This is a genomic window from Rhodococcus maanshanensis NBRC 100610 (genome assembly GCF_001894865.1).
Taxonomy (GTDB): Bacteria; Actinomycetota; Actinomycetes; order Mycobacteriales; family Mycobacteriaceae; genus Rhodococcus_G; species Rhodococcus_G maanshanensis.
The window spans coordinates 49,030-69,037 of record NZ_BCXA01000002.1; the positions used below are offsets into that span (position 1 = coordinate 49,030).

The following is a 20,008-nucleotide window of genomic DNA, read 5'->3' on the forward strand; positions in this document are numbered from 1 at the left end:
AAAGAGGAACGGGTTCGCCATTGCGGATGATAACGGACCTGCAGTATGTTTTTGGGGTCGGGCCAGTTGGGGAGTGAACGGCCTGATCCTCGAGTTTGGACCTGCCCATGTGTGAATGCGAAAGAGTCGTAGAAAGAGAGTTCGGATCTGCTCCGCCGGTTGAAGCGGCGAACGTCCTGTGCGCCGAGTGCGCCCGAAGATCCAGACAGGCGGGCCACAGCGGCCCTCTGATCGCAACTCCCGCCTCAGTCCGTCCGGACTGGGAGCGCCGCTACGGCCGCGCTGCCGTTGCCTCCGACTGCCTGAGCCTCCTGGCTGCCGATGCGGTGGTCACGCTGATCTACAACAACGACTCGGTGCTCTCATCGCCGTCCAACATCGCTGTTGCACTGGCTGTTCCGCTGACGGCGCTGATCGCGTTGGCGATGGCGCACGCATGGGACCCGCGGGTGCTCGGCTCCGGGGCGGAGGAGTTCAGGCGGATCGGCTCCGCGTATGTGGTCGTGATCGCGGCGCTGGCGCTGGTCGGATATGCGATGGGGACGGCGGCGGGCCAGTCGTGGGTGTTCGGGGCACTGCCCCTCGCCGCCGTTCTGTCCGTGTTCGGGCGGTATGTCCTGCGGAAGTGGCTGCACAACGGCAGGCGATCCGGCGCGTTCTTGCGCTCGGTGCTGGTCGTCGGGGACATCGACTCGGTTCAAGAACTCATCAAGCGGACCCGTCGAGCTGCCCACGCGGGCTGGGAGATCCAGGCGGTGTGCCTCGCCGATGTCGATCACGCCGAGTGTTTCCCGCTCGCGATCGAGGATGTGCCCGTCGTCGGAACCGACCGCGACATCATCGGCCTGGTGGCCCTACACGGGTACGAGGCTGTGGCGATACTTCCGTCGACAGGTTGGTCGCCGATGCGTACCCAGCGGCTCGCCTGGGATCTGGAGGGGACGGGGGCGGATCTGCTCATTGCGCCTGCCCTGATGGACATCGTGGGGCCGCGGCTACACATTCGCCCCGTCTCCGGGATGCCGTTGTTGCAGTTGAGCGCGCCGAACTTCACCCGGCCCGCATGGTTCGTCAAGACGGTGTTGGACCGGGTGCTCGCGCTGGGGCTGCTGATCGTGATCGCCCCGGTGATGGTGGCCATCGGGTGCGCGATCCGTCTGACGAGTCCGGGTCCCGCACTGTTCAAACAGACCCGCGTCGGCCGGGGAGGCACGCGGTTCGAGATGTTCAAGTTCCGCAGCATGGTGCGTGACGCCGAAGACAGGCTCGCCGACCTCGCCAAGGCCGACGAGGGTGCCGGTGTGCTGTTCAAGATCCGGGAGGACCCGAGGGTCACCCGGGTTGGTCGGGTCATCCGGAGATATTCGCTCGACGAGCTGCCCCAACTGCTCAACGTTGTGGCGGGGCAGATGTCGCTGGTCGGACCTCGGCCACCACTCGTCTCCGAGTTCGAGAGATACGACGACGGCGGTGTTCGGCGCCGCATGTTCGTCAAACCCGGTCTGACCGGCCTGTGGCAGATCAGTGGTCGCAGTGACCTGCCCTGGGACGAGTCGGTGCGGATGGACCTGCGATACGTCGAGAACTGGTCGATCGCACTGGACTTCATGATCCTGTGGAAGACGGCGGGGGCGGTACTGCGGCCGGATGGGGCTTACTGACGCCGTGTGGCAAGCGCTGAGCGAGGAAGCGCCCGCCGATCTGGATGATGGACGGGGTGTATCGAATACGAAGCGCGTTCCTGGTCTCGGCGGCCGTGGCTGTGGCGTGCGCCGCCCTGGTGGTTGGGTGCAGCGGAGAACCCAGGATCGCCATCCCGCAGGGCATCCCACCGGGCCCCGGTGCACCCGTGCCCCCGATCGACATCAATGCACCCGGTCGCACCGCGGATCAGCTGCGGGACTGGGCCGCCGACCAGACCGACGCGCTCGGCATCTCGGCCACCGCGCTCGAGGCCTACGGGTACGCGGCCGCGGTGATGGCGCAGTCCCGGCCCGAGTGCGGCATCGGATGGACGACGGTGGCGGGAATTGCGAGCGTCGAGAGCAGGCACGGCACCTATCGCGGATCCTCCGTCGCGCCGAGGGGCGACGTCAGCCCGCAGATCCGGGGGATACCCCTCGACGGGGGACCGGGGGTCGCCGAGATTCCGGACACCGACGGCGGCGCGATGGACGGCGACCCCGTGCACGACCGGGCGATGGGTCCGCTGCAGTTCATCCCCGAGACCTGGAAGCGGTGGGGCGTCGACGCCAACGGCGACGGGGTTGCGAACCCGGACAACATCGACGACGCGGCGCTGACGGCGGCGCGGTATCTCTGCGCCAGGGGCGGCGACCTGACCTCCGAGGAGGGCTGGCGTCGGGCCCTGATGGCCTACAACCTGTCCGGCGAGTACCTGAGCGATGTTCGCGACCGCGCGGCCGCGTACTCGGTGGGGACCCGGCCGTGACCGCGCGGCGCGACGACACGGCCGGTTGCTGCCGTTAGGCTCAGACCTGGCACTATGTAGCGAAATCGTCTACTGGAAACGCCGCCAAAAGGAGAACCATCCGTGGCCATCATTGAGCAGGTCGGAGCTCGCGAGATCCTCGATTCCCGGGGAAACCCCACGGTGGAGGTCGAGGTGCTGCTCGACGACGGCAGCTTCGCGCGCGCCGCGGTGCCCTCGGGAGCGTCCACCGGCGAGCACGAGGCCGTTGAGCTGCGTGACGGCGGCGAGCGTTACGGCGGCAAGGGCGTCGAGAAGGCCGTCGAGGCCGTGCTCGGCGAGATCGCCCCGGCCATCATCGGCATCGACGCCACCGAGCAGCGTGTGGTCGACCAGGCCCTGCTGGACCTCGACGGCACCCCGGACAAGTCCCGCCTCGGCGCCAACGCCCTGCTCGGCGCGTCGCTGGCCGTCGCCCGCGCGGGCGCCGAGTCCTCCGGCCTCGAGCTGTTCCGCTACGTCGGCGGCCCGAACGCGCACGTCCTGCCCGTCCCGATGATGAACATCCTCAACGGTGGCGCGCACGCGGACACCGGCGTCGATGTCCAGGAGTTCATGGTCGCGCCGATCGGCGCCGCCACCTTCAAGGAGTCGCTGCGCTGGGGCACCGAGGTGTACCACTCGCTCAAGTCGGTGCTCAAGGCCAAGGGCCTGTCCACCGGTCTCGGTGACGAGGGCGGCTTCGCCCCCGACGTCGCGGGCACCAAGGAGGCGCTCGACCTGATCAGCGAGGCCATCGCGAAGACCGGCCTGAAGCTGGGCACCGACGTGGCCCTGGCCCTTGACGTGGCGGCAACCGAGTTCTACACCGACGGCACCGGCTACAAGTTCGAGGGCAAGAACCGCACCGCCGCCGAGATGGGCGCGTTCTACGCCGAGCTGCTGACCGCCTACCCGCTGGTGTCCATCGAGGATCCGCTGGACGAGGACGACTGGGAGGGCTGGGTCGCCCTCACCGATCAGATCGGTGACAAGCTGCAGCTCGTCGGCGACGACCTGTTCGTCACCAACCCGGACCGCCTCGAAGAGGGCATCGTCAAGGGCGCCGCGAACGCGCTGCTGGTGAAGGTGAACCAGATCGGCACGCTGACCGAGACCCTGGACGCCGTCGACCTGGCGCACCGCAACGGCTACAAGACGATGATGAGCCACCGCTCGGGCGAGACCGAGGACACCACCATCGCCGACCTCGCCGTCGCCGTCGGCAGCGGCCAGATCAAGACCGGCGCCCCCGCCCGCAGCGAGCGCGTCGCGAAGTACAACCAGCTCCTCCGCATCGAGGAGGCCCTCGGTGACGCGGCCCGCTACGCAGGCGAGCTCGCGTTCCCGCGCTTCTCCTTCGACGGCTCGGCGAGCTGAGAACGGAAGCGGGACTGAGCCTATGAGCCAACGCGGTAGGTCACGTCCGGGCGGCAGCCCGGCCGGTCGGGACTCCCGTCGCACCCGCGACGAGTCGGCTGCGCGACGCCCGTCGCGCGGCCGCCCGACCGGACCTACCGCGTCGGCTCCAGGCTCCGGTCCCGCGGCGAGCGGAAAGCCCGCGCCAGAGTTCGAGCCCGAGTCGTCCAGCGAGAAGCCCATCCGCGCACGGGGTTCGCGGGCGGGCGCCTCGGGCGAGGAGAAGCCCGAACGCACCATCCTCGGGCTCTCCACCGGCAAGGCGGTGATGCTGGCGGTGGTGGTCTGCGCGCTCGCGCTGACCCTGGCCGTCCCACTGCGCAACTACCTCACCCAGCGCAGCGAGGCGGATCGGGTCGCCGCGCAGCGCGAGCAGCTCGAGGACGACCTCAAGCAGCTGACCCGGCAGAAGCAGCAGAACGACGACCCCGCGTACATCTCTGCCGAGGCGAGGGAGCGGCTGCAGTACGTCAAGCCCGGCGAGACGCCGTTCCAGGTGCAGCTGCCCGGCGAGGTGGCGACCAGGCCCGAGGAGCTCAGCGAGCGCAAGCGCACCGCGGATCCCTGGTTCACCGACCTGTGGCGGCCCATCGTGGAGCCGCAGCCGGAGCCGAGCGCGGCGCCCGCGCCGCCTGTCCCGGGACCGCCCCCGCCCGCACCGGATTCCGGCGCGGGTTCGATGACCATTCCTCACGATCAAGGAGGGCCCGTCGGGTGACCGATCCGGCTGACAGCACTTCCCGCCCCGCGGTGTCCCAGGAGGACCTGGCCGCGGTGGCCGCGCAGCTCGGCCGCGATCCGCGCGGCGTGCTCGCCATCGCCTACCGGGCCCCCGACGGCACGCCCGGCGTGGTCAAGACCGCGCCCCGGCTGCCGGACGGCACGCCGTTCCCCACGCTGTACTACCTGACCGACCCGCGTCTGACCGCCGAGGCGAGCAGGCAGGAGTCGGCCGGGGTCATGCGCGAGATGACCGAGCGCCTCGAGCGCGATCCGGAGCTGGCGCAGGCGTACCGCCGCGCGCACGAGTCCTACCTCGCGGAGCGGAACGAGATCGATTCGCTCGGAACGGATTTCACCGGCGGCGGCATGCCGGACCGGGTCAAGTGCCTGCACGTGCTGATGGCGCATTCGCTGGCGAAGGGTCCGGGGCTCAACCCGCTCGGCGACGAGTCGGTCGCCTTGGCCGCGCAGGGCAAGCTGCGCGGCACCGCCATCCCGGCGGACTGGCCCGTCTACCAGGGACCGGGTGAGACCGGGGACGACGAATGACCAGGGTCGCCGCCGTCGACTGTGGCACCAACTCGATCCGCCTGCTGATCGCGGACGCCGACGCTGAGGGACGCCTGCACGACGTCCGGCGCGAGATGCGGGTCGTGCGCCTCGGGCAGGGTGTAGACGCGACCGGCGCGTTCGCACCCGAGGCCATCGAGCGCACCAGGGTAGCGCTGCAGGAGTACGCGGACATGATCCGCGAGACCGGCGCGACCGCGGTCCGGATGGTCGCGACGTCGGCGACAAGGGACGCCTCCAACCGCGAGGACTTCTTCGCGATGACCAGGGAGGTCCTCGGTGCTGTGATCGAGGGAGCAGAGGCGGAGGTGATCTCCGGCGACGAGGAGGCACGGCTGTCCTTCGCGGGCGCCGTCGGCGAACTCGATCCTGCCGCAGGTCCTTTCGTTGTCGTCGATCTCGGCGGCGGATCCACCGAGGTGGTTCTCGGTGACGGAGACGGGGTGCACGCGGCCCACTCGACCGACATCGGCTGCGTGCGGATCACCGAGCGCTGCCTGCACGACGACCCGCCGACGGCCGAGCAGATCGCGCAGGCGCGCGAGTTCGCGTTGGCGAAGCTCACCGAGGCCTTCGACCTGGTGCCGGTGGAGCAGGCCAACACCTGGGTCGGCGTGGCCGGCACGATGACCACCATCGCCGCGGTCGCGCTGGAGCTGCCGCACTACGACGCCGAGAAGGTGCACCTGTCGCGGATGACGCTGCCGCGGCTGCACGAGGTGAACGATTCGCTCGTGCACATGACCCATGACCAGCGGGCTGCCCTCGGGCCGATGCACCCGGGTCGGGTCGACGTCATCGGTGGGGGAGCGATCGTCTCCGACGTCCTGGCCGATGAGCTCGCGCGCCGGGCTGGGATCACCGAACTCGTGGTCAGCGAGCACGACATCCTCGACGGTATCGCGCTGTCGATCCTGTAGCGCTCGGGGAGAGCCCGCGCATACCTGTACGCAAAGGCGGCGTCAATACCTCAGCCTGTGCGTGTTGGGAAGAAAGATCTTGATAAAGATTCCATAACAGTGTTCGAGATTGATGCAGTTTTGTTACCTTCGTCACGGGGGCCCGAGGGTTCGCGCCACAGGAGCGGCCCAGCCAACGAAAAGAAGGTAGTGCTGTGGGCAATCACCACGGGACGGACACTCGTTCGAACTTCACCCTTGATCCACATCCCGGGTCAGGTCGGCACCGCGCGCCGGATGCCGGCGGCCCCGATGTAGGTGCCCTGTACGGCCGCCATTGCTTGCGGAACGTCGCGGTTTCCGTTGAAGTCGCCACCCAGGCCAAGGTCGCTGTGCAGGGCAAAGATGTCGCGCAAGCCAAGGCATCTGTCCGGGGCCGTCACCGCACGCCTGCCGGTAGGGGTCCGGTCAAGGTCGTCACGGTTGCAGCTGCGACGGGCGCGATGCTGGTCGGAAGCATGCATCTCGGTGTCGCCAACGCGACGGCAGTTCCGATCCGGATTCCCGGATTGCCGCCGATCGAGATTCCCGATGCGCTGGTGCCGGCGGGCGTTCAGCTTTCCCCGGTCCACCAGGCGCCTGCCGTCGTTCCGGTCCCCCCGGCGCTCCAGGCGCCGCCGGCGGACGTGGTGCCACAAGTCGCCCCGCCCCCACAGGATCCCGCGGCGCCGTCGATCGAGGTGCCCGGTCTCGCGGGCGTTCAGCAATGGGCGCAAGATCAGCTTGGCGCGCCTCCGTCGAACAATCCGATTTTGGCGCGAACTGTGCAACCGGCGTCGGGCACGCTGACATCTCCTTTCGGGCAGCGCTGGGGGACGCTGCACGGAGGAATCGACATCGCGGCGCCGATCGGAACCCCGATTCAGGCGGCCACAGATGGCACGGTCATTTCCGCGGGCCCGGCCTCTGGCTTCGGGCTGTGGGTGCGTGTTCAGGAAGACGATGGAACGACCACGGTATACGGCCACATCAACGAGTTCCTGGTCGACGTCGGCCAGCAGGTGGCCGCCGGTCAGCAGATCGCAACCGTTGGAAATCGTGGCCAGTCGACCGGACCGCACCTGCATTTCGAGGTGCACAATCCCGACGGGCAGAAGATCGACCCTGCACAGTGGCTCCTGGAGCGTGGGGTTTCGCCGACCTGGTCTCAATAGCCTCGGCTGTTCGTGAGGCTGAACACCGGCTTTGAGATGGCGCACGCGAAATGCGTCGCCCGGGATGGCGGGCAGCTAGCATCCACGTGTCCAGTTCGACCGTTTCCCGCGGTAGGACCGGTTGCGGCTGCCGTGGTGTTGGCAGTCGCTGCCCCCATAGCCCAATTGGCAGAGGCAGCGGACTTAAAATCCGCCGAGTGTCGGTTCGAGTCCGACTGGGGGCACTGGGACGAGACCCTTGTCGTGGATGGTGTCTGTTACATCCGCGAGCCCGGAGGAGCTCGGCTCTTCGAAACTGCCCCCGCCGCCCTCAAGCGGCCGGTCGCGCGGATCCGGCGGTGACCCGGGCGGCTGCGATCGGCGGACGGTCCGGATCGACCTAGTCGGTATGGTGGCCGTCTCGGTGGGCGTGGTCCTTGGCGAACTTCTCGGCGCGTTCTTCCACATGCCGGGCAGTTTCGGCGACCACCTGACCAGCGTGGCGCGTTGCCTCACCTGCCGGTGACGCGGCGAGCCTGGAGGCGGTTCTCTTGACTTGTTGCGGCAGGTTCTCTCGAACGTTGGCGGTGATCTCAGCCGGATGTATGTGCGGTGTGTGTTCCTTGATCGGGCCTTCCGTCGCGTGTATGGCCTTCGTCGTGATCCCTCGGCGACGTGCGAGCACGACGGTGACTCCGACAGCCGCTCCGGCACTGGCCCCGATAATCAGTCTCAACCACAGTTTGCGCATCTGATGGGCGTACCCCGCTGGTGCACCAGGAAACCTCGGTCGCGGCATCTCCAACCCTTCGGTCAGGGAAGATGCATGAGTTCTCTGGCGAGGGAGAAGAGGCGGCCTGCGAGTTTCATGACTGGGATGCCTAGCGGGATCAGGATGAGCGTCACGCACAGCACCGCACCGACGAGCCAGAGCACGGCCGCGAGGATTCCTAGTACCGAGCCGAGCAGTGCTGTGACGATCCCGAGGACCACATTGAGCAGGCCCTCTAGCACTCGCATGTTGGCCTCCTTGTCTCAGAATACGCGCTGGATGCGTAGGCCTTGTGGCTCAACGCATCTACGCCACTGTGCGGCATCAAGCAGGCAGATGAGAAGGCGCTTCAGGTCGGCATGAGAAAGGCCTCGCCGCCCTTCCCGGCGGGCAGCGAGGCCTCCGCCGCTGGATGGGAACCGGTGCGGCGAGTCAGAACGATAGGCGGCCCCGATCGGGGCGCGCTTCGATACTCAGCGAACTCTCAGCAAGAAGGCCCCACGGGCGGGCGGGGAGGCGCAGCCTGGTTGCTGGGCCACGCGTGCGCGGCGTTAACCCTTCGGTCGTGCGCGCTTTCGAGAGGCCGCCGGCGTACGTCACGGGCGTCGACGGCCTCGCCCATGAGGCGAGCCCCGCCGAATGCCGCGCTCCGGCAAGTGCGACATGGACGATTGGTCCTGGGCGCGTCGAGTTTCGGCCTTACATTCGTCGGGTAGCCGAGGTGGTGTCAACCGCACTCGACACGAAAGGCATGAACATGACTGCCACCCCGATCCGATCGACAGATGACGTGATCCAGTTCCTGGTCGGCCAGCATGAACAGATCAAGGCACTGTTCGAAACGGTCCTGGCTCGCTCGGGGAAGGCCCGCGAGCAGTCGTTCTTCGAGCTGCGACGTCTCCTCGCCATCCACGAAACGGCGGAGGAAGAGGTCATTCACCCTCGCGCTCGGCGTGAACTCGACAACGGCGAACCGCTGATCGAGGACAGGCTGGAGGAAGAGCACGAAGCGAAGGTGGCGTTGGCCGAGCTCGAGACGCTCGATGTTGACTCCGATGAATTCACACGCAAGATCACCGAGCTGCAGGCCGCGGTCCTCGAGCACGCCGAGCATGAAGAGAACGAGGAGTTCGAACGCCTGCGCAAGTCCCTTACGGACGCAGAGCTCGCCCGCATGACCAATTCAGTCGAGCTGGCCGAAGCAGTTGCGCCCACACGGCCACATCCCGGTGTCGAGTCGAAGGCGGAGAACCTACTCGTCGGCCCGTTTGCCGCGATGCTCGATCGTGCGCGCGATGCCATCGACAGCCCCCACAAGTGATGACGCCTCGACGATCGCGCACCGGACGTGGCCAAGTCGCCCGTGCTGAACGGGCCGGAGGGTCGGGCCACGGCGACAGCTTGGGTACTCCCACGAGTGATATCTGTGAGCCTCCACCGTCGGCTGATCAGATGAGAAGGAGGTCATCAGCGGCAGCGGTGTGGCGCGACCATCCGAAGATTAGGTGAAGCGGTGCACGTCAACGTGCTGGAACTGATTCTGCTGTTGGCTGCCGGCATCGGTAGTGCGATTGTGGTGCGGGCCAGGATCCGCCATCCCGAATACCGCCGACCGTCTGGCATGAGTAGGGGGTAGATCCCGTCGTTCAGTCCGCGAACTACGCATGCACGGCGCACTTGGCCCCTGGGCCGCGCGTGCCCACCAGAGGTCGTCGCACTGCGTGGAGTTGACGACCTCGAACACGAGCCCTGCTGGAGCGCACACCGGCAGGGCCCGTGTTCGATCCCGCAGCGGCAGCTCCTGAGCCCCGGCAGATCCGTCCGTGCGCCGCGGGGTGTCCTGGTCTCGGGTCGGCGGTTATGCCGACCGGAAGATGTCGTTCGCCTTGCCCGTGGGACTGGACCCTTCGCCCGGGGTGGCGATGAACATCTGGCGCATCACAGCCCGCGTCAAGGCGCCAACGGCGCGGGACTGAAGGATCAAGGCTGCGTCGGTGGTCGCCAGTGCGAGCACCACAGGTGTGCCGATCCACACCGGAATCTTCATTGGCCATCTCCTCGGGACTGCTTGTGCCCGTCAGTGATTGGGGTCTGACGGGAGACAACAGGCGGCCCCACCGACGCAGGGGGATTTGTCGGCGGGGCCTACGCCGGTCATCGAGGGATGGTGGCGCGAGCCAACCGTAGACGTAAGAAGTCGTTACTCGCGCGTACCAAACTGGGCGGTTCGCCAGATGTGAACCGGTGTGCCGATCGGTGCCGCCCTGCGTCAGGGGCTCGGCGGGGACTCACCGAGGTATGCCTGATGGCGGTGCACGAACTTGGCGCGGTGCCCGCGGAGCAGATGCACCTCGGCCACGTCCTTGTCCTGCTCCTGTTGTTCGGCCTGACGTTGTTCGAGCACCAGGGCGATCCGGGCCGGGTTGGTTTGCGCGCGCAGATCGCGGGCCCGCATGGCAGCGGAGCCGTCATGCAGTACATATGCGGCGGCACGGTCGCAATAGATCAGCATCCGCTCGTACGCCAGTCGGATGGCCGCACCTTCGCGCAGTCGTGTCACGCCAACGTCCTCGATCAGCTGTAACGGAAGACGCGCGAGCCGGTAGTTGAATCGGGCCACCGCCATGGGTATCCCGAACACGGTTCGATCGTATCGGCGCCCTCGTGGGCAGGCTGTGGACAACCGCTGTGGAAATCAGCGCATCGCGGGCAGGCCGTATCGCTTGACGGCGGCGACGGCCAGGCCGGTCGCGAGGGCGGCTGCTGCGACGACGCGAATTGCAGCCGACTTGATGCGGGGTGCTACGTGCGATGCCATTGGCGACGGTCTCCCTGGTTGGCATGCCTCCGGAGTGAGGCGGCGAAGGCAACCGTATTCCACGTCACACCCGATGGCCACCAAAGGACCGTTTGGTATCTGTCGAGGTGAAACGCGTTCTCGCGCTGCATGAGCCCGTACGGCGGCCCGCGTGCGAAGGGCGTCAAGGTCGGCGGTGTGTGCGTCAGGGCGGCGTCAAGGTCGGCCCCGTCGGGGCCTTGGAGCGGTAGACCTGGAGGCAGGGACTTCGCCGTTGCCCTGTCGGGTTTCGGCACGAGAAGGAGGTCTCGAATGACCCTTCATCTGCCTCGACGTCATCACGGCCTGACACGGCAGCAACCGAAACAGAACACGCTGGTCCACGTACCTCAGCAGGCCGATTCGGTGACGCGGCGCGCGATCGAGCGCGAGCTCTCCGGCGTGATCGCGCAGCCGAACCTGACGCTGGTGGGGCTCTGCTACACCCTGTGGGGTGAGGTCGTCGCCTCTCGCGGCATCGGCGCCACGGTCGACCTGATGATCTCGCTGATGGAGGAGGTCCGCCGCGACCACGGGTTGATCCTCTCGGAGCTGGTGATCGAGGTGGCGGAGCTTCCCGCCGGGCAGGAGGTCGAGCTGCTCGACGCGTTGGACGATGCGCTCGATTCGGCGTGCGCGACATACCGATTCCCTCGCCCGAGCGTCACGTTGATGACCAGGCCCGACATCCACGAGAGTTCGTCGGCCGACCGACTCGCCGCGGCGCTGCGGGGGCGAGCGACGGTCGGCGACTAGCTCAGGGCTCGTCGATGCCGGCGAAGGCGGCGGTGGACTGGCGCAACAGATCGGTGACCCGCTTGTCGGAGTACCCGGTGGGAGCGATCACGACGCCCCGGCGCGGACACCACACCACGCCCGCGTCGATCCGGGTCGCCGACTCCGCGAGGCCGGCCTCCCACTTCCCGAGCACGACCGCGTCGGGTTCCGCCGACACATCCCAGTCGAGGATCCAGGATTCGAGGGCCGCCCACTGAAAAGAGGGGTCAGCGATTCTTGCGCGCACGGCGGCCATTGTGGTGACGGGAGAACGAGCTGGCAAGTGTCGCACTACAGGGCGATGCCCGGCCGACTTTCACGGGTTCGGGCGAATCACCGAGTCGGGCCGCCAGGTCACCTACTCGCTGCCGGACGGCGCCACCGCGACCTTCGTATGGAACAGGAACGGCGAGCAGCGGGCTCAGGAGTAGACGGCGGCCTTCAGTTCCTCGAAGGACTCGAGCAGCAACTCGGCGTAGCGACGGTCGTCGCGCAGCTGCCGTGGGTCCGCGATGATGTTGACCGCCAGCGAATCGCCAACCGAGCTGACCGTGTGCGCCACGCCGGCGAGGCCGATGAGTGGGGCCAACCCGAAGTTCGCGGCCACGGGGGATCCGCAGAGCACCAGGTCGGCGGGGCCCTTGGGCACGTTGGTGACGAGGGTGTTGGCGAGCTGGATGGTCGTCGACGGCCGGGCCGGGAGCGCGCCGAGCACGCGCAGGGCGTTCCGCACCACGAATCCCGGGAGCGAATTGGCGAGCGCATCGGACTGCGTCTCGCCTGGGCTGGTCTTGCGGACCTTGTCGGCGAGCACCGAGCGGTGGATCGCGCCGACGCGCTCGACGAGGTCGGGGAGGTCGGTGTGCAGGTCAACGGCGATGGTGACGAACCGATTCCGGGATGCCGCCTCGATGTCGTCGCGCGTCGATACCGGGACGCAGGCACCCAGCGATCCGGCCGGCGGGTCGCCGACCTCGCACAGATATCTGTGCATGGTCGCGCCGACGATCGTGAGCATCAGATCGTTGAGGGTCACGCCGCCGACCGCACTCCGCATCGCCTTCAGCTCGGGGACCGAGAAGAACACGGCGTTGTAGACGCGTTCCGGGCCGAGGGGTTGGTTGAGCACGGTGCGCGGGCGCAGCGCGGCCGGGGTCTCGTACATCCCCTGCGCGCGCTCCGCCCGCCTCAATTGCTGGATCCGTCTCGCCCGGGGAACGGCGCCTGCGAGCAGGCAGAGATTCCGGGGAATGGCCGCGACCGCGGTCGCGGCCATCGAGAAACCGGACGGAATCGGGTCCGCCGCGGCCGGGCGCTCGTCGGTCGGCAGGGTCTCGGTGAACAGTTGTCGGGCGATCCGGGCGCCGAGGCCGCCGTCCGCCATCGAATGGTGCATCTTGATGGCCACCACGGTGGCGGGACCCGCGATCCCGTCGACGCCGTCGACCCCGGTGGCGACGTGGGCCTCCCACAGGGGTCGCGTCGGATTCAGCGGCCTCCGCTGGATGTCGACCAGCAGCGTTCGCAGGTCTTCCCAGCCCCGTCCGTCGTGGAAGGTGACGTGGTCCTCGGCCGCGAACGCGGGATCCTCGGCCCAGTACGGGTGGTCGAGGTCGAACGGAACCCGGATCATGCGCTGGCGCAGGACCCCGATCCGGCAGGCCCGTTGCGTGATCCACCGCAGGAGCTCGTCCCGGCTCGGGCGGGGGTGCCCGCCCGAGCCGAAGGCGTACGCCGAGACGGTGGTCTGAGCCGTCGACGGCGTCTCGACGTACGCGAAGATCGCGTCGCGTGGATCGATCTGGATCATGGCGCCCCCTTCGGACCGAAACGTCCCCCCGGACGATAAACGTATCGCCCGGTTTGGCGTGGCTCCTATGTCGGCCCCTCTTCGGGCCGCGGGGCACATAGCACCCCGATGGCTCGATTCGGGCGAACTGGGCAGGGCGGATTTGGTGACGTCGGTCACTCGGATTTCGCGGCCGCTCGGCGTCCGGATTCGGGATGGTGTGGCCCATGATCGACACAAAACCGGCCGGTTTGTTATCTCGTCGTTATTAAAACCGTCTCGCGCGGGTTTCTGTGCCTGACCACCTATTTCCGCCCGTTCGTCGGGCGTCGCCGGCGACTTGCCGCAGGTGGGGTGCCATGTCGCGCCCGGCGGGCCGGGCGCCCGTCGCGGTGCGGTAGCCGCCGTTCGTCGGATCAAGATCGTATTTAGATAAAGATTCGATCACGTTGGACGTATCGATATCGTTTCGTTACCTTCGTTGTGGGGGTCCGAGGTTGCACGGCCCAAAAGGTGCGACCAAGAAGCCAACGAAGATGAGGTAAAGACTGTGGGAACTCTCCGCAGGACGTTCAATCGTTCCAGCTCGATCACCACCGCGCGTCGCCTGAAGGGCGCCACGGTCGCCGTCGCGACCGGCGCGATCCTGGTCGGAGGCATGCAGCTCGGATCCGCCACCGCGACCGCCGCTCCGATCGACCACCAGGCCTTCGCCGCAGTGCCCTTCCAGCTTCCGCAGGAACTGCTTCCTCAGGGAGCCCCCGCCGCACCCGCCCCGCTGCCCGAGATCACCGGCGCGCAGCAGTGGGTCAACGACCAGCTCCGCGCGCTCAACCCCGGCGGGTCGGCCGCTCCGTTCAAGGCTCGCACCGTTCAGCCCGTCAGCGGCGTCATGACCTCCGGCTACGGCGCTCGCTGGGGCTCGCATCACGGCGGCATCGACATCGGTGCCAACCTCGGTACCCCGATCATGTCCGCGGCCAACGGTGAGGTCATCTCCGCCGGCCCGGCCTCCGGCTTCGGGCTGTGGGTCCGCGTGCGTCACGACGACGGCACCGTCACCGTCTACGGCCACGTCAACGAGTACACCGTCAACGTCGGCCAGCGCGTCGAGGCCGGTCAGCAGATCGCGACCGTCGGCAACCGCGGTCAGTCCACCGGACCGCACCTGCACTTCGAGGTGTGGGACGCGAACGGTGTCCAGCTGGACCCGAGCGAGTGGCTGGCGGCCAACGGCGTCGCGGTGACCTGGGGCAGCGCCCCGGCCGCCTAGGCGTCAGCCGAGGCTGAAGACCTCCACGCGCGGGGCGTGGGCACGCTGTCGGACGACGGCGCTGCCCACGCCCCGCGCGTTCGGTGTCTCAGATGCCGACGGCGGTCTCGAGCGCCTGTAGTTCGGCGTCGAGGTGGCCGAGGATCGCATCGAGGTCCGGCAGCGCCCGCCTGCACCCGGTCAGCCCGAACGCGATCGCGTCGTCGGAGCTGGTGCAGGTGATGTTCAGGGCCTGTCCGTCCTGCGGGAACGCGATCGGGTACAGCCCGTCGAGCCGGGCCCCGTTCCAGTACAGCGGCGTGGTGGGCCCGGGAACGTTGGAGATCACGACATTGAACGGCGGGCGGACCGCCCCGCTGCTACCCGCGACCACGTGCAGCGCCGCCGGGACCATCCCGACCGCACTCATCGCGAGGATCTGCGACGGGCGCTTGCCGGTCAGCGACTCCTTGCCCTCGAGCATCGACGCTCGCACGGTCTCGAGCCGCTGCGCCGGGTCGGCGGAGTGGGTCGCGAGGTTGCACATCAGCACGCCGAAAGAGTTGCCCGCCGGGCTTTCGTCGGGGCCGCCGCGCAGCGACACCGGCACTGCGGCGATCAGCGGGACCTCGGGCAGGGCCTCCTGCGACAGCAGATACGTGCGCAGGCCGCCGGAGCACATCGCGAGCACGACGTCGTTGACGGTGGCGTCGGACGCTTTGGCGATCAGGCGGAGTCGCTCGATCGGCCAGGACTGCGCGGCGTAGCGCCGCGCCCCGGCGATCGGCACGTTGAGGACCGTGTTCGGGGCCGCGAAGGACAGCGAGCCGCCCTGTTCACGGAGCGCGCGGGCCACGGTGCCCGCCAGCGCGGAGCCGAGCCCGGCCGCCCCTTCGAGCAACGTCGCGGCCCCGCGGACCGCGGCGACGGGCAGTCCGAGGATGCCGCCGTTGTCGCCGGTCTCGGCGGCCGGTTCCTCCGCTGCGGGGCGCTCCGGCTCCGGGTTCGCCATGTCCCAGACGGCGGGCATCGCCCGGTCCGTCGGGTCCTCGCTCAGCGACCGGGCAAGCAATCGCATCGCCGAAACCCCGTCGGCGAACGCGTGGTGGAACTTCGTGTACACCGCGAATCGGCCGTCGTTCAGGCCCTCGATCAGGTGCATCTCCCAGAGCGGACGGTGCCGGTCCAGGGGTGCCGCGTGCAGTTGTGAGCACAGGTCGAGCAGTTCGCGCATGCCGCCGGGTTGCGGCAGGGCGTCGTGGCGTACGTGATATCCGAGGTCGAATCCGCGGTCCTCCTCCCATTCCCACTGTCCGAGCGATGACCACGAGCGCGTCGCCCGCTGCCGAAACCTTTGTGCAGCAGTGTCGTTCGATAGGGCAGTATCGAACAACGCTCGCACGGTCGCGGCGTCGCCGCCCTCCGGGGGCTCGAACAACTGCAGCCCACCGACGTGCATGGGGTGTTCGCGCGATTCTGCCAGCAGCCACATCGAGTCGGCGGGAGACATAGACAGCGGCATGGGCGGCCCTCCTGGGTTCTCGACCGCTGCCCCGGTCGGGTGGATTCTGTCGAATTTGTTGTACCCGTTCGTGAATCGCCCCGCTACTTGTCAAGTGTCCAGTCGTAGGACCGACGGACGAGGTGGTCGCTCGTCCATGTCGCGGCCGGGACCTGGAACAATCGAGCAGTGCCGGTCCCCGAAGAACTCCTCTCCCGACTGCGTCGGTTCCCCGACGTGGAGGCGCCGAACCTGTTCGCCGTCGACGGCGCGGATCGGCTGATCCTCGACGAGGCGGGCGCGGCGCTGCTGGGCGCGGCGAACGCAACGGTCGCGGTGATCGGTGACCGTTACGGCGCCCTCACCCTCGGGGCGATCGCGGGCTTCGGCGCCACCGACGTCCGGGTGCACCAGGACCCGATCACCGGCGAGCTCGCACTGTCACACAACGCCGAGCGCGAGGGCCTGAGCGTCGCCTACCGGTCCTGCGGGCTCGACGCGTCCCTGCTCTCCGGTGCGCGGGTGGTGCTGGTCCAGCTACCGCGCAGCCTGGCCGCCCTCGCCGAGATCGCCGAGGCCGTCGCCCGACACGCCCACCCGGAGGTGGTGATCTACGCGGGTGGCCGCGACAAGCACATCACCCCCGCGATGAACGAGGTGCTCGCCCGCAGCTTCGGCGACGTCCATGCCACCCGTGGCAGGCAGAAGTCCAGGGTGCTCGTCGCCCGCGGCCCGCTCGATCCGCCCGCGGAGCCGACCTACCCGCTGCGCGAGCACCTGGCCGAGCTCGACCTGGAGGTGGTCGCGCACGGGGCCGCGTTCGCGGGCACCAAGCTCGACATCGGAACCCGATTCCTGCTCGACTACCTGCCCCGGATGAATCCGGATGCGCGATCGGCGGTCGACCTCGGTTGCGGCACAGGGATTCTCGCCGTGGAGCTGGCTCGCGCCCGCGCCGACCTACGGGTGATCGCGACCGATCAGTCCGCCGCCGCGGTCGCGTCGACGGCGGCGACCGCGCACGCGAACGGGGTCGGCGACCGGGTGACCGCCCTGCGGGACGACGCCATGTCCACGCTCGGCGACGGCACCGCCGACCTGATCGTGTGCAACCCGCCGTTTCACGTGGGTGCGGCCGTCCACACCGGGGCGGCGCTGTCGATGTTCCGCGCCGCGGGCCGGGTGCTGCGTGAGGGGGGCGAGCTGTGGACCGTCTACAACTCGCACCTGGGCTACCGCGGTGCGCTCAGGAAGTCGGTCGGCCCCACCGAACTGATCGGGCGGAACCCGAAGTTCACCGTCACCCGATCGGTGAAGGGCCTGTGACGCTTCTGCCGGCTACTTGACTGGCCCGCCGCCGATCGGGTCACCGTCGAACTGGTCGCGGGTGATGCCGAGGTCCTCGATGATGACGCCGTCGACCACCTCGGCCTGAACGGACTCGGGATCGCCCGGGTCCGGCCCGTCCTCGTCGAGCGGGGTGTCGGGCTCTTCCTCGGCGAGCCGTTCGTCGAGGGTCTCGCCCGCGGCGGCCTCGGCAGCGGTGGTCCCGAAGCGATCGGCCTCGCTCCAATGATCGGGGGCGTCCACGACATCGTCACCGTCGTCGTTGCGAACCTCGTCCGAGTCGACCGACTCGCTGGCGCTGAGCGTCTGGCCCGGACCGTCCTCGGTGCTCATGAGTCAATGATGCCACCGTTGGGAGCATTGTCGTGCCAGGTGAACCTCGTTTTTGTGCGAGGCGGGCGCGATCTCGGCCCGGTAGAGTCCTCACTGTCACGGCGGGGGGAGGCGTTTGGTTCGAAGCGCCGGGAACTTACTGTCACATGTGAGACGTTTTACCAACAGAACGGGATATCCCGTCGCGGTCGGGCCACAGCGGCACGGCAGGATCCCCAAGGGATCCACCTAAAGAAGGGACACGCACGGTGCGCACCACCAGCAACCCGGTGTTCCGCAACCTCCCCAAGCAGGAGGGCAGCGGATACGCCTCGTTCGGTTCTGCCGCGGCAGGCGCGGGGCAGATGACACAGCAGTTCGGCCAGCCGCAGTACACGCAGGCCGAGCCGTACACGACCGGTCCTGCTCAGCGGGCCATGACCATCGACGACGTCGTCACCAAGACGGGCATCACGCTCGGGGTGCTGACGGTCGCGGCGATCATCTCCTACGTGCTCGTCAACTCGAACGTGGACCTCGCGGCCCCGTTCGTGATCGGCGGCGGACTCATCGGGCTCGTCCTGGTGCTGGTCGCCACCTTCGGCCGCAAGATGGACAACCCGGCGATCGTGCTGGCCTACGCGGCGGCGGAAGGCGTCTTCCTCGGCGCGCTGTCGTTCATGTTCACCGACATCACGTTCGGTGGCACCGGCGGCTCCACCCTCATCGCCCAGGCGGTGCTCGGCACCTTCGGTGTGTTCTTCGGCATGCTCGTGGTCTACAAGACCGGCGCCATCCGCGTCACCCCGCGGCTGACCCGGATGATCATCGGCGCCCTCATCGGCATCGTGGTGCTCTCGCTCGGCAACCTGATCGCCAGCTTCTTCACCCCGGGCGGGCTCGGCCTGCGCGACGGCGGCGGACTCGCGATCGTCTTCAGCCTCGTCTGCATCGGCATCGCGGCGTTCAGCTTCCTGCTCGACTTCGACGCGGCCGACCAGCTGATCCGCGCCCAGGCGCCGGAGAAGGCGGCCTGGGGCGTCGCGTTCGGCCTCACCGTCACCCTGGTGTGGCTGTACGTCGAGATCCTGCGGCTGCTGAGCTACTTCAACAGCGACTAGTCACCGCACGCCTGACCACGAACGGGCGGTTTCCTGCTCCGTCACTCGACGGATGTTCAGGAAACCGCCCGTTCGGCGTTGTGGATACGTTCTCGTTCATCCACATCCCAGGGATTTCGAGCCGTCGCGGGCCGCCGGGGCGACGATGCTGGTGCGGTGGATCACTTCGATGCGCCGTTCCTCGGGTCGCGCGCAGTCGCGATGGGTGCGCTCACGGAGCACCAGCTCTACCACGATTTCGTGCGCCTCTACCAGGGTGTCTATCTGAGCAAGCGAACCCCGGTCACGGCAGCGGTGCGCGCGCGGGCAGCGTGGCTCTTTGCCGGGCCGTCCGCGATCCTGACCGGCTTCTCGGCCGCGGCTCTGCATGGGTCCAAGTGGATCGACGCGAGCGAACCGGCGGAGGTGATCCGCGTCGGGCATCATCGGTCGACACGGAACCTCATCGTCCACAACTGCCGACTCACTTCCGACGAGATCACCGTCGTCGACGGTATCCGGGTGGCCACGGTTGCACGTGCGGGCTTCGATCTGGGCAGGCGCCTGTCACGAATCCCCGCGATCGTCGCGTTGGATGCGCTGTGCGGCGCGACGGGACTCAAGCCCGTCGAGATGAGCCGGCTCGCGGAGCAGCATCCACGCGCGCGTGGACTCATCCGGTTGCGCTCGGTTCTCGAAGACGTGGACGGCGGCGCGGAGTCGCCGCCCGAAACCCGTACCCGACTGGTGATCGTCGACGCGGGTCTGCCGAGGCCGGAGACACAGATCCCGATCCTCGGGAGCGACGGTTGGAGGTTCGCGTGTTCGGACATGGGCTGGAGGGAGTGGTCGGTCCTCGTCGAGTACGACGGCGAACATCATTGGACCGATCGTCGTCAGCGGGCCTGGGACATCGAACGCTCGGCTCGGATCGAGGCACTCGGCTGGAAGGTGATCAGGGTCGGTGCGGAGCTGCTGTATGACCGGCCGCACGAGCTGGTCCGGCGGGTTCGTGCCGGGCTCTGCGCAGCGGGTGCGCCCGTATGAC

At 68.2% G+C, this 20,008-nt stretch carries 22 protein-coding genes and 1 tRNA gene; 14 read left to right on the forward strand and 9 right to left on the reverse strand.

Translation table 11 applies throughout. The features are described from left to right. Positions 1-107: 107 nt before the first annotated feature. The 8 genes from RM1_RS00460 (at position 108) to RM1_RS00495 (ending at position 7,519) form a co-directional block, all read left to right on the forward strand. A complete protein-coding gene (locus RM1_RS00460) occupies positions 108-1,661 on the forward strand; it encodes a sugar transferase (protein WP_083576431.1) in 1,554 nt (517 codons plus the stop codon). 44 nt (positions 1,662-1,705) lie between these two features. Further along, entirely contained in the window at positions 1,706-2,452 is a 747-nt protein-coding gene (locus tag RM1_RS00465; RefSeq protein WP_083576432.1) for a lytic transglycosylase domain-containing protein, read from the forward strand. Positions 2,453-2,554: 102 nt separating this feature from the next. Further along, entirely contained in the window at positions 2,555-3,850 is a 1,296-nt protein-coding gene (gene eno / locus RM1_RS00470; RefSeq protein ID WP_072749507.1) for a phosphopyruvate hydratase, read from the forward strand. 22 nt (positions 3,851-3,872) lie between these two features. Further along, positions 3,873-4,607 carry a septum formation initiator family protein gene (locus RM1_RS00475; RefSeq protein WP_072749508.1) on the forward strand — a complete coding sequence of 245 codons (735 nt, stop codon included), beginning with the start codon at positions 3,873-3,875 and terminating at the stop codon, positions 4,605-4,607. Next, on the forward strand, positions 4,604-5,161 hold the full coding sequence (locus RM1_RS00480; protein WP_027501071.1) for a DUF501 domain-containing protein: 558 nt from the start codon (positions 4,604-4,606) through the stop codon (positions 5,159-5,161). Before RM1_RS00475 ends, RM1_RS00480 begins: the two co-directional genes overlap by 4 nt. Further along, complete coding sequence (locus RM1_RS00485; protein WP_072749509.1) at positions 5,158-6,102, forward strand: Ppx/GppA phosphatase family protein; 945 nt, start codon at positions 5,158-5,160, stop codon at positions 6,100-6,102. Before RM1_RS00480 ends, RM1_RS00485 begins: the two co-directional genes overlap by 4 nt. Before the next feature lie 371 nt (positions 6,103-6,473). Next, positions 6,474-7,295, forward strand: a complete 822-nt coding sequence (locus tag RM1_RS00490) for a M23 family metallopeptidase (protein WP_072749510.1) — start codon at positions 6,474-6,476, stop codon at positions 7,293-7,295. A 150-nt stretch (positions 7,296-7,445) separates the two neighbouring features. Then, a tRNA-Leu gene (locus RM1_RS00495) sits at positions 7,446-7,519 on the forward strand. 155 nt (positions 7,520-7,674) lie between these two features. Here the strand turns inward: RM1_RS00495 and RM1_RS26025 are convergent. Both RM1_RS26025 and RM1_RS00500 read right to left on the reverse strand, forming a co-directional pair. Further along, positions 7,675-8,025 (reverse strand): hypothetical protein, encoded by a 351-nt coding sequence (locus RM1_RS26025; RefSeq protein ID WP_143069422.1) that lies wholly within the window; start codon positions 8,023-8,025, stop codon positions 7,675-7,677. A 62-nt stretch (positions 8,026-8,087) separates the two neighbouring features. Continuing rightward, the gene (locus RM1_RS00500; RefSeq protein ID WP_072749511.1) at positions 8,088-8,294 is read right to left on the reverse strand and encodes a hypothetical protein; all 207 of its coding nucleotides are present in this window, start codon (positions 8,292-8,294) and stop codon (positions 8,088-8,090) included. Positions 8,295-8,803: 509 nt separating this feature from the next. Between RM1_RS00500 and RM1_RS00505 the strand changes: the two genes are divergently transcribed. Beyond that, positions 8,804-9,367 carry a hemerythrin domain-containing protein gene (locus RM1_RS00505; protein WP_072749666.1) on the forward strand — a complete coding sequence of 188 codons (564 nt, stop codon included), beginning with the start codon at positions 8,804-8,806 and terminating at the stop codon, positions 9,365-9,367. 537 nt (positions 9,368-9,904) lie between these two features. Here RM1_RS00505 and RM1_RS00510 read toward each other — a convergent pair. The 3 genes from RM1_RS00510 to RM1_RS26965 form a co-directional block, all read right to left on the reverse strand. Next, positions 9,905-10,093, reverse strand: coding sequence for a hypothetical protein (locus tag RM1_RS00510; protein ID WP_072749512.1), 189 nt, complete (start codon positions 10,091-10,093; stop codon positions 9,905-9,907). A gap of 222 nt (positions 10,094-10,315) precedes the next feature. Beyond that, positions 10,316-10,687, reverse strand: a complete 372-nt coding sequence (locus tag RM1_RS00515; RefSeq protein ID WP_143069423.1) for a hypothetical protein — start codon at positions 10,685-10,687, stop codon at positions 10,316-10,318. Positions 10,688-10,741: 54 nt separating this feature from the next. Then, positions 10,742-10,864 (reverse strand): hypothetical protein, encoded by a 123-nt coding sequence (locus tag RM1_RS26965; protein ID WP_269321344.1) that lies wholly within the window; start codon positions 10,862-10,864, stop codon positions 10,742-10,744. Positions 10,865-11,155: 291 nt separating this feature from the next. Between RM1_RS26965 and RM1_RS00520 the strand changes: the two genes are divergently transcribed. Then, complete coding sequence (locus RM1_RS00520) at positions 11,156-11,638, forward strand: decarboxylase (RefSeq protein ID WP_174562885.1); 483 nt, start codon at positions 11,156-11,158, stop codon at positions 11,636-11,638. Between the two features lies 1 nt (position 11,639). Here RM1_RS00520 and RM1_RS00525 read toward each other — a convergent pair whose 3' ends face one another. Together RM1_RS00525 and RM1_RS00530 are read right to left on the reverse strand one after the other, a co-directional pair. Continuing rightward, positions 11,640-11,906 (reverse strand): hypothetical protein, encoded by a 267-nt coding sequence (locus tag RM1_RS00525; RefSeq protein WP_143069424.1) that lies wholly within the window; start codon positions 11,904-11,906, stop codon positions 11,640-11,642. Between the two features lie 174 nt (positions 11,907-12,080). Then, positions 12,081-13,469, reverse strand: a complete 1,389-nt coding sequence (locus RM1_RS00530; RefSeq protein ID WP_072749516.1) for a wax ester/triacylglycerol synthase domain-containing protein — start codon at positions 13,467-13,469, stop codon at positions 12,081-12,083. Between the two features lie 529 nt (positions 13,470-13,998). Between RM1_RS00530 and RM1_RS00535 the strand changes: the two genes are divergently transcribed. Next, complete coding sequence (locus RM1_RS00535; protein WP_072749517.1) at positions 13,999-14,721, forward strand: M23 family metallopeptidase; 723 nt, start codon at positions 13,999-14,001, stop codon at positions 14,719-14,721. Between the two features lie 88 nt (positions 14,722-14,809). Here RM1_RS00535 and RM1_RS00540 read toward each other — a convergent pair whose 3' ends face one another. Then, a complete protein-coding gene (locus tag RM1_RS00540; RefSeq protein WP_072749518.1) occupies positions 14,810-16,222 on the reverse strand; it encodes a WS/DGAT/MGAT family O-acyltransferase in 1,413 nt (470 codons plus the stop codon). 168 nt (positions 16,223-16,390) lie between these two features. Here RM1_RS00540 and RM1_RS00545 point away from each other — a divergent pair, with 168 nt between their 5' ends. Further along, positions 16,391-17,527, forward strand: coding sequence for a class I SAM-dependent methyltransferase (locus RM1_RS00545; RefSeq protein ID WP_072749519.1), 1,137 nt, complete (start codon positions 16,391-16,393; stop codon positions 17,525-17,527). 12 nt (positions 17,528-17,539) lie between these two features. Here the strand turns inward: RM1_RS00545 and RM1_RS00550 are convergent, their stop codons facing one another. Continuing rightward, complete coding sequence (locus RM1_RS00550; protein WP_072749520.1) at positions 17,540-17,881, reverse strand: hypothetical protein; 342 nt, start codon at positions 17,879-17,881, stop codon at positions 17,540-17,542. A 248-nt stretch (positions 17,882-18,129) separates the two neighbouring features. Here RM1_RS00550 and RM1_RS00555 point away from each other — a divergent pair, with 248 nt between their 5' ends. Then, a complete protein-coding gene (locus RM1_RS00555) occupies positions 18,130-18,981 on the forward strand; it encodes a Bax inhibitor-1/YccA family protein (RefSeq protein WP_072749521.1) in 852 nt (283 codons plus the stop codon). 156 nt (positions 18,982-19,137) lie between these two features. Then, positions 19,138-20,007, forward strand: a complete 870-nt coding sequence (locus RM1_RS00560; protein WP_092667783.1) for a hypothetical protein — start codon at positions 19,138-19,140, stop codon at positions 20,005-20,007. Position 20,008: the final 1 nt, after the last annotated feature.